Genomic DNA, 12,838 nt, shown 5'->3' on the forward strand with positions numbered 1-12,838 from the left:
ATCTTTTGATGCTTGTTAAGTATTCAAATCGGGATAAAAGATTATCCGTTTGAAACTAAGAAAAAAATAGTTAAATAAAAGATTTAGAAATAAAGAATAAAACATTTTTTATGTCAAATAAAAATAAGACAAGTAGATTTAATAAAATAACCATCGGTTTAGCTTCACCAGAGTCTATTTTACAGGACTCAAGAGGGGAGGTTTTAAAGCCGGAAACTATTAACTACAGAACCCACAAGCCTGAAAGAGACGGGCTATTCTGTGAGAAAATCTTTGGTCCTGTAAAGGATTACGAATGTGCTTGTGGTAAATATAAGAGAATTCGTTACAAAGGGATCGTTTGTGACCGTTGTGGTGTAGAAGTTACTGAGAAAAAAGTAAGAAGAGAAAGAATCGGACACATTGGTTTGGTTGTTCCTATTGCTCACATCTGGTACTTCCGTTCATTACCAAACAAAATCGGATACCTTTTAGGAATTCCTTCTAAGAAATTAGATATGATCATCTACTATGAAAGATATGTAGTGATCCAGCAAGGTATTGCTAAAAAATTAGACGGTTCTGATTTTGAAAATATGGAATTCTTAACAGAAGAAGAGTACCTTGATATCATGGAAACTCTTCCTGTAGAAAACCAATATCTTGATGATTCTGATCCAAACAAATTCATCGCCAAAATGGGTGCTGAAGCTGTTGAAGAATTATTAAAAAGAATTGATCTTGATGCATTATCTTTCGACTTGAGACATAAAGCTCACAATGAAGGTTCCAAGCAAAGAAGAACTGAGGCTCTGAAAAGATTGAACGTTGTAGAAGCATTAAGAGGTGCTAATACAAGAATGATCAACAGACCGGAGTGGATGATTATGCGTGTACTTCCAGTTATTCCACCAGAACTAAGACCATTGGTTCCATTGGATGGAGGACGTTTTGCAACTTCTGACTTAAATGACCTTTATAGAAGAGTTATCATCAGAAATAACCGTTTGAAGAGATTATTGGAGATCAAAGCTCCTGAAGTAATCTTGAGAAACGAGAAGCGTATGCTTCAGGAATCAGTAGATTCATTATTCGATAACACAAGAAAATCTTCTGCAGTAAAATCTGAATCAAACAGACCATTGAAATCACTTTCTGATTCATTGAAAGGTAAACAAGGTCGTTTCCGTCAGAACTTACTAGGGAAAAGGGTAGATTACTCTGCGCGTTCCGTAATTGTTGTAGGTCCAAACTTACAGCTTCACGAATGTGGTATTCCTAAAGATATGGCAGCTGAATTGTACAAACCATTCATCATTAGAAAACTGATCGAAAGAGGTATTGTAAAAACAGTAAAATCTGCAAAGAGAATTATTGATAGAAAAGAACCGGTAGTTTATGATATCCTTGAAAATGTGATGAAAGGTCACCCTGTTCTACTGAACAGAGCACCTACGCTTCACAGACTAGGTATTCAGGCGTTCCAACCTAAGATGATCGAAGGTAAGGCAATCCAGCTACACCCATTGGTAACAACAGCATTCAACGCCGATTTCGATGGTGACCAGATGGCAGTACACTTGCCGCTAGGACCAGAAGCGATCCTTGAAGCTCAGTTATTGATGCTAGGTTCTCAAAATATTTTGAACCCTGCAAACGGTTCTCCAATTACGGTACCATCTCAGGACATGGTTCTTGGTCTTTATTTCATGACCAAAGAATTGAGCTCTACAGAAGATATGAAAGTAAAAGGAGAAGGTCTTGCATTCTATTCTCCTGAAGAAGCTGAAATTGCTTATGCAGAAGGTAGAGTTTCATTAAATGCTAAAGTAAGATGTAAACTACCAGTTAAAGAAAACGGTGAAATCGTTACAAGATTGATCGAAACTTCTGTAGGTAGAATTTTATTCAACCAGATTGTACCTAAGCAGGTAGGATATATCAATGAACTTCTTACTAAGAAATCATTGAGAAACGTTATTGGTAAGATCCTTGCTGATACGGATTTCCCTACGACTGTGAAGTTCCTGGATGCAATGAAAGATTTAGGGTATTCAAACGCATTCAAAGGAGGTCTTTCGTTCTCACTTGGGGATATCGTAGTACCTGTGGAGAAAAAGCAGATGATTGCACAATCAATTGAAACAGTAGACGAAATTAGAGCCAACTATAACATGGGTCTTATTACCGATACAGAACGTTATAACCAGGTAATCGACGTTTGGACAAACACCAACGCCGGATTAACAGAAATGATCATGAGCAGAATGAAAGTTGACCAAGGTGGATTCAATTCTGTATACATGATGCTTGACTCTGGAGCGAGGGGTTCTAAAGAACAGATCCGTCAGTTGTCTGGGATGAGAGGGTTGATGGCAAAACCGCAAAAAGCTGGTTCTACCGGAGCGGAGATCATCGAAAACCCGATCCTTGCCAACTTTAAGGAAGGTCTTTCGATTCTAGAATACTTTATCTCTACCCACGGTGCTCGTAAGGGTCTTGCGGATACCGCTCTTAAGACAGCCGATGCTGGTTACTTAACGAGAAGATTGGTAGACGTTGCACAGGATGTTATCGTTACAGAAGATGACTGTGGAACTCTTAGAGGTACAGAAGTTACTGCACTGAAGAAAAATGATGAGATCGTTGAAAGAATCTCTGAAAGAATCTTAGGTAGAGTATCTCTTCATAATATCTACGATCCTGAAACTGATGAATTAATTGCTGAGGCTGATCAGGTGATCATTGAAGAATTGGCGAAGAAAATCGAAGAAGCAGGATTAGAAGCTGTTGAGGTTCGTTCACCATTAACCTGTGAAGCTAAGAAAGGTATCTGTGCGAAATGTTATGGTAGAAACTTAGCAACAGGTAAAGTAATTCACATGGGTGAAGCGGTAGGTGTAATTGCAGCACAATCCATTGGGGAACCAGGTACTCAGCTTACGTTGAGAACTTTCCACCAGGGGGGTACTGCAGGAAACGTATCAGAAAACCCATCTATTATTGCAAGAAGAGATGGTATCGTTGAAATGGATGAAGTAAGAACGATTACTTCTGAAGATGAAAACGGTAATACTGCTGAAGTTGTAGTTTCCCGTTCAACAGAATTCAGATTAGTTGCTGATAACGAGTCCAGAACTCCGTTAATGGTCGCTAACGTACCTTATGGATCTATATTATCTGTAAAACCAGGTGATAAAGTGAAGAAAGGTGATACAATCTGTAGATGGGATCCGTATAACGCGGTAATCATTGCTGAAACTTCAGGTAAGGTAGAATACGAAGATATTATCCAGGGTATTTCATTCCAACTTGAAATTGACGAACAAACAGGATTTGAAGAGAAAGTAATCTCTGAATCCAGAAATAAGAAAGCCGTACCTACCTTGAAAGTGGTAGACTCTAAAGGAGTTGAGCAAAAAGCTTACAACTTACCGGTAGGAGCCCACTTAATGGTAAACGATGGTGAAAAAATTAAGGCTGGTAAAGTCCTAATCAAGATCCCAAGAAAATCTGCAAAAGCAGGGGATATCACCGGAGGTCTTCCGAGAGTTACCGAACTATTCGAAGCAAGAAACCCTTCAAACCCAGCGGTTGTTACTGAAATCGACGGGGTAGTTTCTTACGGAAAAATTAAGAGAGGTAACCGAGAATTGATCGTAGAAGCTAAGACCGGAGAAAGAAAGATTTACTTAGTGAAACTTTCTAACCAGATTCTGGTTCAGGAGAATGACTTCGTAAGAGCAGGTTCTCCACTTTCTGACGGTTCAATTACTCCAGATGATATCTTAAGAATTAAAGGTCCAACTGCGGTTCAGGAATACTTAGTAAACGAGATTCAGGAAGTTTACCGTCTTCAGGGGGTAAAAATTGACGACAAACACTTCGAAATCATCGTAAGACAGATGATGACAAAAGTATCTATCGTAGATGGAGGTGATACTCAGTTCCTTGAAGGAGCTCTTGAGCATAAGTATGATTTCTTGGAAGAGAACAACAGAGTATTTGGTCTTAAAGTAGTAGTAGATGCTGGTGATTCTAAAGAATTCAGCCCAGGTCAGATGATTACTGCAAGAGAATTAAGAGATGAAAACTCTAAGTTGAGACGTGAAGATCAAAGTTTGGTAGAAGTAAGAGAAGCTCTTCCTGCTACAGCAACTCCTGTATTACAAGGTATTACAAGAGCAGCTCTTCAGACTAAATCATTCATGTCTGCAGCATCGTTCCAGGAAACTACTAAAGTTCTTAACGAGGCAGCAGTAGCTGGTAAAGTTGACGCTCTTGGTGGTCTTAAAGAAAACGTAATTGTAGGTCACAGAATTCCTGCAGGTACAGGTCTTAAAGAGTATCAGAATGTTATTGTAGGTTCTAAGAAAGAATTCGAAGACCTTAACTAAAATTAATGATTTGAAATTTGGGATTTGAAATTATTTTTATATTTTCACAATCTCAAATTTCGAATTTTAAAAACATAATTTATAACAATGGACAACAATCAAAATCCACAAGACGGGAACATCAACATTGAGTTAAACGAAATGGTAGCTGCTGGTATCTATGCTAATTTAGCTTTAGTAAACCACTCTCCATCTGAGTTTGTAGTAGACTTTATTCAGTTGATGCCAGGTGTTCAGCAGGCTAAAGTAAGATCAAGAGTTATTCTTGCTCCACTTCACGCTAAAAGAGTATTAAGTGCTCTTCAGCAGAACATCGCTAATTACGAGCAGCAGTTCGGAGAAATTAAAGAAGTTGAGCCTTTCGTATTAGGTGGAAACAACGTACAAGCGTAAGATTTCTTTTACAATACAATAGAATGCCCCGGTTTTGACCGGGGCATTTTTTTTAATAGAGATCAATTCTGTTATAGTATTTCTCCAGATGAGATGCTTTTAATTTTTTATAATTATCTGTTGGTTTTGTTTGTGTTGATCGGTGTTTTATAAACATATTTTTAATTAAATAAAAAATATCATATCGATATAGCAATTTTATATCTTTGTTTTAGAAAAAGTAGAAGATATGATTGATAATTTATTTGCTATAAACAAATTTGGTTTTTTAGGTGAAGACTTTTTACCTGAGCTTGAAAAACATGCTGTTATCATGGATATAAAAGCAAAAACTGAAATTATAAGAGAAGGACAGAAAAATAAATATGTGCCTTTTCTTACCAAAGGTTCCATTAAAGTGTTTACATTGAACGACGGAAGAGAGCTTGTTTATTATTTCATCAAACCCAATGACAGCTGCCTCATGACCTTTTCTTCCATCTTTACAGACTATATAAGCAGAGTATATGCTATTGCAGAAGAAGATTCCGAAGCATTATTGGTTCCTGTTTCTGTAATGCACGAATGGTTGATCAGGTTTCCTGAAATCAATAAACTTTTTTACCGGGAATATGACCGTCGTTTTTCAGAAGTCATGAATATGGTAAATGACGCCGTTTTCCATAGATTGGATAAACGGGTCCTGAATTATATTAAACAACAAATTTCCACTACAGGAAGCAATCCTATCAAGATAACTCATCGGGAAATTGCCAATAGTCTGGGGACTTCCAGAGAAGTAGTGAGCAGGGTCCTAAAAAAAATAGAAAGTGACGGAGAAATTTTTCAAACCAAAGAAGGAATAAAAGTCCCTGTAAATGAAAATGTTAGATTGATCTAAGCATAATTGTTTTAATAGTTTTCTTCTTGCGATTGATAAAAACGATTCCGTTGGTGACTTTTATCACACATTTTTGAATTGATAACTTGATAAGTTTGTTATATCATAATTTAATTCAAATTGTATATGACAAAAGCTTTCTTATTTTTGTCAGTATTTTTATCAGGTTTTACCTTTGCACAGGAGGATCTGCTGAAAGATATTGATACCATTACAACCAACCCCGATACATCACAACCTGCTTTCAAGGCTTTGCAAATCGTTACCGGACAATCTACGAAACTTGCTGCAAAAAAAGAATGGTATGTTGTGATCGCTCACAGATTTGGCGATGTGAGCACCGGGTTTAAAAATTTTTTCGGGCTGGATAATGCTTCTACTAAATTGGGTGTGATCTACGGGATTAGTGATGCAGTATCCGTAAGTCTGTCCCGGGAAACCAACCTGAAAACTTTTGAAGGTGCGGTAAAGTACAGACTGGTGAAGCAGAATGATAATTTTCCTGTAGACATTGTAGGGTACAATGTAATGGGTGCCAATACAGATCTTGACAAAGATGCTTATCCACATCTTAAATTCAGTGACAGGCTTTCTTATCTTACACAGGCTCTGATATCCAGAAGGTTTAGTGATAAATTTTCATTGCAACTTACGCCTTCATTTGTTCACAAAAACCTTTACGATCCTAATATTGAAGATAAAAACCAATTCCTTGCAGGATTGGGTGGACGTTATAAAATTTCAAAGAGAGTTTCTTTAAATGCAGAGTATTCTGTGAATTTTGACAATCACAGTTTCTATAAAAATCCATTATCATTGGGTGTAGATATAGAAACCGGGGGACATGTTTTCCAGCTTTTATTTACCAATTCTCAGATCAATTCAGATATTGGATATCTTACCAATGCATCAGGAAACTGGGGAAAAGGGCATATTTTCTTTGGGTTTAATCTTTACAGAGTTTTTTGATATGAAAAAGTTAATATACTTATTGATTATATCGTTAGCAGCGGTAGTAATTGCCTGTGAAAGCAGAACCTATGAGGAGATTTCTGATAATACTCCTATAACAGCTCCTGTAAATTATATCACCGATGTAAAGCCGATTATGGATAACAACTGTATGGGATGTCATTCTGCAGGAAGTTTTAAACCTTTTGCGACCTATAATCAGGTGAAAAATAATATAGACGGTATTCTTGATCGTATCCAAAGACCAAACGGCGATCAGGAAAAAATGCCTAAAGGAGGCTCATTATCTGCAACACAGATCAATATTTTCATCAAATGGAAAGCAGACGGATTAACTGAAAATTAAAATATTTGATATGAGAAAATTAATATTACTTGGCGCTTCATTGCTTTTTGCCGGTTATGCTTCTGCGCAAAAATATAGTTCAAAAACAGGTAAGGTTACATTTGAGGCATCTGTACCATTATTTGATGACATCTATGCACAGGATGATAATAACCTTGTTGTGTTTAATGCTGATACTGGAGAAATGGCATCTGTTTCCGTAGTTAAAAACTTCCATTTCAAAACCAAATTGATGGAAGAGCACTTCAATGAAAGTTATGCAGAAACAGCAAAATATCCGAAGACAACCTTTAAAGGAAAAATTGGAAATTTCGACAAAACAAAACTCACTGCAACCCCGCAAAAATATACTGTTCAGGGAACGCTGAATTTTCATGGTGTTGATAAGGCCGTGACTTCTTCTGCAACAATATATTTAAAAGACAATAAAATCTATATGCAGGGAGGCTTTATGGCAAGACCGGCAGATTATAAAGTGACAATTCCAAAAGTGGTCACTAAAAAAATTGCTGAGAATGTAAACGTGGAATATAATTATGTAATGATAAAGCAATGAGAAGTTTAATCTTGTTATTAACCTTATTTCTGAGCTCATTGTGTATAGCTCAGGAAAAAACAAAGTCAATCTTTGATATTGCAAGAAGCGGAACAGTGACTGAGGTAAAAGAACTGATGAAACAGGATCCGGACATCATCAACCAAACCAACGAAAGTGGCTTTTCACCACTTATCCTGGCTTGCTACAGAGGAAATACGGAAGTCGCAAAATTCCTCATTGAGAATGTGAAAGATGTGAATTACAGGAGTAATGAAGGTACAGCATTAGCAGGACTCGCCGTAAAGTACAACAAAGAACTGGCAGAATCTTTATTGAAAAAAAATGCAGATCCCAATATCGCTGATGCTACAGGATATACCCCGTTATTCTGGGCTGTCAAATTTGGAAATAAAGAACTCGTAGAATTGCTGCTGAAGTACAAAGCAGATCAATCAAAAAAAGATTCAATGGGAATGACTCCTTTTGAATATGCATTACAAACCAATAACAAAGAAATCATTAATCTCTTAAAAAATTGATATGAAAAAAGTTTTACTAACCATTACTTTTGCTCTTGCCAATTTAGCATGGGCACAGTTTACAACCGGAACAGTAAGTTTGTCGACCGGTATGACCGTTAAGCTTGACACTAATGCTACTACTGTTACGATGACCCTTACAGGACCGGATACATCATATTTGGGGGTAGGATTCGGAGGAACCGGAATCACCGGAGGAATGGGAAGTGGAGTGGACGGATTTATTTATAATGTCAATTCTACATCAAACACGAATATTGATTACACTTTTGGTGGTGTGGGAATACCTCCTAGCCCGGATGCTGTACAAGACTGGACGATTACTTCAAATACTACCTCGGGAGGAACCAGAACGATTGTGGCTACCAGATCTCTTGCAGGAGGGGCCGGAGATACAGTATTTTCCAATGATACAAGCTCAATCAATATTTTCTATGCCAAAGGATCTACCACTACAATTGCTAACCATGGATTCGGGACGGCTAACAGAGGCTACGCAATTTTAAGCAGGGCAGTACTGGGCACCACTGAAGCTGTTGCGGAAAGCAAAAAACTGATTCTTTACCCAAATCCTGCAAAATCAACAGTAAGCTTCAAAAATTTTGATAAAATAAGATCTGTTGATATTTATGAAGCAACAGGCAGAAAAGTAAAATCAGTACAGCCGGATAAGGAAAGTGCAAGTGTTGAAGATCTGAAGTCCGGAAATTATTATTTTGAAATCAGATTGAAAGATGGAAGTACGTCTTATGAAAAACTGATTAAGGAATAGTCAAAAAAACACATTTAAATATACCAGCAATACCTCTGATTTCTCAGGGGTATTATTTTATACATTAAGTGAATTGTTATAGTATTGATGAATATTTTATGAAATTAATAATTATTTATTGAAAAATATATTTTTTCTCTTCTTTTTTATTTTATATTTACGACATCAAAAAACAAACAAAACTAATAATCAACGATGAAAACACGCACCACGTTTAAACTTGGGCAGATATTCTTATTTGCTTTCGGAGTTATTCTCCTTTCTTTCCAATATTCCTGCAAAGATGACCTCATTGAAAGTCAGGATGAAAAGACACTAGAGAAAAACATGAGTAATTCTTATGCACGCTCATTTACGGGAGACTCCATCCTTTTGAAAAATCCTTATTCTGTGGAATCAATGAAAATTGCTCTGGAAAAAGTAAGAGACCAGAATCCAAAAGAAATAGGAGGATTTGAAATACGTCCTTCCCACGTTTATCTTAAATTTACCCCTCAGAATGAGGACGAAGTAGGGTTATTGAAACAGGATTCAACGACCCATTATTTTGATTACAGGTTAGATGCTGAATATCAGGATGGTTTTCTTGAAAACAGAGCTCCTGATGCTGATTCTATTCCGGTATATTATACGGCTGTTCCAATAGGAAAAGCACTTCCTGCAGTTCGTCATGAAGTTTTAAGCGAACTCTATATTCCGGAGCAGGATCCTTATTTTGCTGATATTGAAGATATAGAACGTTATGAAGTTAACGGAAAAGTAGGAAACAGAACAGATCTGTTTCATAATCTTTTATACACAGCATATGAGCTTACAGGGAATGAAAAAGATTTACTTACAGATGATTCTACTCCACAGGCTAAATGGATTTTTGGAAAAAAATGGTACCCGAGCGGAAGAATTCAGGTGAAAGACGATATCTTAGATGTTGTGCCGGTAACCGGTGCACAGGTATTGATGAGACAATGGTTTACCGTTGCGCAAGGAATTACAGACGGGAACGGTAATTTCTCTACTTCTTCCGTGCGCGGAAAGGCAAAATACGTTATCCAATGGGAGAGATACAATTACAGTGTAAGAAACGGATCTATCTTCCAGGCAGAAATGAAAGGGCCCAATGTGAAGCAACAAGCCTGGTATCCTGTTATTGACGGAGGGGAAGATGAGTATCATGCTCTGATACATCAGGCAGCACATGATTTCTACTATGGATACAGATTCGGATTGACTTCTCCCCCAAAGAATAATCATATTTATAATTTCGGAAGACAAAGCCAGATAAAAATTGCAGCCCGTAAAACAGCTCCATGGGGAGTTCCATCTTCTTATTCTCATGTTAGAAGTGAGCTGACATTTGGCTTATCAGCCCAGATCCATATCAAAGCATATGGAAGATTGTCTGATATGGTATATGGAACCACTATTCATGAATTGAGCCATGCACTGCATTCAGTGATAGACAGATCCGCCTATAATGACATCTGTCAGGATTCTTTCCTGTCTTTTAATTCTGCTGTCAAAAACAGAAACCGCAGGTTGCTTGAAAGCTGGCCGACAACTGTTGAAACCCTGATGACATTAGAAAGATACAAAAGAATAAGAGGGTATTCGGTCTATAGATCCACATTATCCAATAACTTCCAGAACCGGACGATCAGTGCTGAAAATCATTATACTTCAGGTGGCTATGATATGATAGATCTTCAGAACCAGAATGGTATCTATGGGGCAGGATATCCTGTAGACAGGGTTTCCGGATATACAGCTCCACAGCTGGAACAGGCGCTTAAAGGATCACGAAACTGGTACCAGTGGAGAGATAAAATAAAGAGCAGTTATTCCAATCCTACCAAAATTTATCTGGATGAGCTCTTCAGTAACTGGCAGGATTAAATAGCAGAAATAAACCTGAGGCTATTACAGTAATCAATAGTCGGCATTAAATATTCATAATAATACCTTTGATTTTTCAGAGGTATTATTATTTTATCTATTATTGAAAAATCTAAAATCGCTTAATTAAAAAGGGTTTGAACCAATTTTAATATATTTGTGTTTAATCCTGATACCTATGAAAGTGACTTTTGAAAAATATAATCCTTTATGGAAAGAGCAATTTAACTCTATAAAAAAGGAATTGGAAAAAAGTATCGGTTTTTTACATCCGGGAATCGAACATATCGGAAGTACATCAGTGGAAGGGCTATCTGCCAAACCCGTCATCGATATTATGATCGGAGTAAATGATGATGATGAACTGGATAAAATTCCTCCTTTATTACAAGGACAAGATTTTGTGTACTATGAAAAGTATAATGAAGATATGCCGTATCGTCGCTTCTTTATTAAACTTATCGACAGACCTCATAACCTGGGTTTTCCAGAGATAATCCGTCTAAATGATAAGATTCCTGAGGGTATTCACGATCACAAGCTACGCATAGCCCATATTCATGTAATTCCTGTTTCATCAGAACATTGGCTTCGGCACATGGCATTCCGGGATTATTTACGTACTCATCCTGAGGTAAAAGATGAATATCAGCGATTAAAAGAGCTTCTCAGCCAAAAAGAATGGCATGATGGAAATGACTATAATGAAGGGAAAGATCCTTTTATCAAAAGAGAAGAGAAAAAAGCAGTTCAATGGTATTTAGAACATCAAAAAAAATAGATCTATGAGAAAAGATTTAAAAGAGATTGCAGGACAATTTGCCCAATCTAAAACATTGAATGATTTTATAGAATATGGAGGCGTAGCGGCTGCCATTGAAACGGTGGATGGGAATGTGTATACAGGAATCAGTATTGATACTGCCTGCTCTATGGGGTTTTGTGCAGAACATAGTGCTGTTGCAGAGATGTTGAAGAATGGTGAAAGATACATAAAGGCAGCAGTCGCGGTAGGAAATGATGGAAATGCGGTACCTCCCTGTGGACGTTGCAGAGAACTGATGAGCCAGTTGGCAAAGACTAATCTTGATGCATTAATAGAGGTGAAAAACGGGATATTTGTTACTTTGAAAGAACTGATGCCTTATGACTGGAAAGAAGATCTGGACAGAGAATGGTAATTGTAAAATAAATAATTTTTAAAAATAAAGATTCATGGAGTTTAAAACCTTAAACAATATAGATATAGAAGAGCTTTTAGCAGTATTCAATCTTTCTTTTTCAGACTATATTATTCCTTTTCATCTTACAAAGGAAATGCTTACCTCTAAAATAACTGCTGAAAAGTTAGATTTGAGTATTTCAGTAGGTGCCTTTGAAGATGGAAAATTAGTAAGCTTTATTCTTCAGTCTGAAAAATTGGAAAATGGGCAGAAAATTATTTATAATGGCGGGACAGGAGTTATACCTGACAGCAGAGGAAAAGGACTGGTAAGAAAAATGTATGATTTTATCATTCCTGCTTTAAAAGAAAGAAAGGCTAACGTATTACTGCTGGAAGTAATCGAAGGAAATGCTGGAGCTATCAGGGCGTATGAAAATTTAGGTTTTACGGTGGTTAGAAAATTGCTTTGTTTCAAAGGAAATATCAATCCTGGGATGGAAAACTCAATGATAACAATAAAAGATATAAATAACTTTCAGTGGGAGAATCTGCGCTCCTTTTGGGATATCGAACCTTCATGGCAGGGATCTGTTTATGTATTGAGTCCAATGCAGGATAAATATAAAGCCTTGGGAGCCTATTCAGGTGAGAATCTGGTTGGATACATCGTTTACAATCCTGTTGCAAGAAGAGTGCTTCAGATTGCTGTGCATAAAAACTATAGAAAACAGGGGATAGGTTCCGGCCTTTTTACAGCTATTGCTGATGGACAGCCAATTGCCGTCAATAATGTAGATGATACATCCAAAGAAACAGATAGATTTCTTGAAAAAAAAATAGGCCTTCAAAACTGGTTATCACAGTTTGAAATGAAACGGATTATTTAATAGATAGAAAATTTTCAATCAAAAATAACAGGTTTTAATATACTTTTAATCTTATAAACTTTTTAGGGAGCAGTAGA

At 36.9% G+C, this 12,838-nt stretch carries 12 protein-coding genes; all 12 read left to right on the forward strand.

The window, feature by feature from the left end; all coding sequences use genetic code 11:
* Positions 1 to 110 precede the first annotated feature (110 nt).
* The 12 genes from rpoC (at position 111) to C1631_RS08315 (ending at position 12,761) form a co-directional block, all read left to right on the forward strand.
* Entirely contained in the window at positions 111 to 4,376 is a 4,266-nt protein-coding gene (gene rpoC, locus C1631_RS08260; protein ID WP_109711628.1) for a DNA-directed RNA polymerase subunit beta', read from the forward strand.
* An 87-nt stretch (positions 4,377 to 4,463) separates the two neighbouring features.
* Complete coding sequence (locus tag C1631_RS08265) at positions 4,464 to 4,769, forward strand: DUF3467 domain-containing protein (RefSeq protein WP_027375539.1); 306 nt, start codon at positions 4,464 to 4,466, stop codon at positions 4,767 to 4,769.
* Positions 4,770 to 4,998: 229 nt separating this feature from the next.
* On the forward strand, positions 4,999 to 5,649 hold the full coding sequence (locus C1631_RS08270) for a Crp/Fnr family transcriptional regulator (protein ID WP_109711631.1): 651 nt from the start codon (positions 4,999 to 5,001) through the stop codon (positions 5,647 to 5,649).
* 126 nt (positions 5,650 to 5,775) lie between these two features.
* Positions 5,776 to 6,618 (forward strand): DUF5777 family beta-barrel protein, encoded by an 843-nt coding sequence (locus tag C1631_RS08275; protein WP_103247271.1) that lies wholly within the window; start codon positions 5,776 to 5,778, stop codon positions 6,616 to 6,618.
* A gap of 1 nt (position 6,619) precedes the next feature.
* Positions 6,620 to 6,967 (forward strand): hypothetical protein, encoded by a 348-nt coding sequence (locus C1631_RS08280; RefSeq protein WP_228441127.1) that lies wholly within the window; start codon positions 6,620 to 6,622, stop codon positions 6,965 to 6,967.
* A 10-nt stretch (positions 6,968 to 6,977) separates the two neighbouring features.
* Positions 6,978 to 7,523, forward strand: coding sequence for a YceI family protein (locus C1631_RS08285; RefSeq protein WP_103247273.1), 546 nt, complete (start codon positions 6,978 to 6,980; stop codon positions 7,521 to 7,523).
* Positions 7,520 to 8,044 carry an ankyrin repeat domain-containing protein gene (locus C1631_RS08290; protein WP_103247274.1) on the forward strand — a complete coding sequence of 175 codons (525 nt, stop codon included), beginning with the start codon at positions 7,520 to 7,522 and terminating at the stop codon, positions 8,042 to 8,044. The genes C1631_RS08285 and C1631_RS08290 overlap by 4 nt, the downstream gene beginning before the upstream one ends.
* A 1-nt stretch (position 8,045) precedes the next feature.
* A complete protein-coding gene (locus tag C1631_RS08295; RefSeq protein WP_103247275.1) occupies positions 8,046 to 8,816 on the forward strand; it encodes a T9SS type A sorting domain-containing protein in 771 nt (256 codons plus the stop codon).
* 195 nt (positions 8,817 to 9,011) lie between these two features.
* On the forward strand, positions 9,012 to 10,709 hold the full coding sequence (locus tag C1631_RS08300; RefSeq protein ID WP_103247276.1) for a hypothetical protein: 1,698 nt from the start codon (positions 9,012 to 9,014) through the stop codon (positions 10,707 to 10,709).
* Positions 10,710 to 10,887: 178 nt separating this feature from the next.
* Positions 10,888 to 11,490, forward strand: a complete 603-nt coding sequence (locus C1631_RS08305; protein WP_103247277.1) for a GrpB family protein — start codon at positions 10,888 to 10,890, stop codon at positions 11,488 to 11,490.
* 4 nt (positions 11,491 to 11,494) lie between these two features.
* Positions 11,495 to 11,890, forward strand: coding sequence for a cytidine deaminase family protein (locus C1631_RS08310; protein ID WP_103247278.1), 396 nt, complete (start codon positions 11,495 to 11,497; stop codon positions 11,888 to 11,890).
* A 34-nt stretch (positions 11,891 to 11,924) separates the two neighbouring features.
* On the forward strand, positions 11,925 to 12,761 hold the full coding sequence (locus C1631_RS08315; RefSeq protein WP_103247279.1) for a GNAT family N-acetyltransferase: 837 nt from the start codon (positions 11,925 to 11,927) through the stop codon (positions 12,759 to 12,761).
* Positions 12,762 to 12,838: the final 77 nt, after the last annotated feature.

Origin of the sequence: Chryseobacterium phosphatilyticum, from assembly GCF_002899825.2 — a bacterium.
Classification (GTDB): Bacteria; Bacteroidota; Bacteroidia; order Flavobacteriales; family Weeksellaceae; genus Chryseobacterium; species Chryseobacterium phosphatilyticum.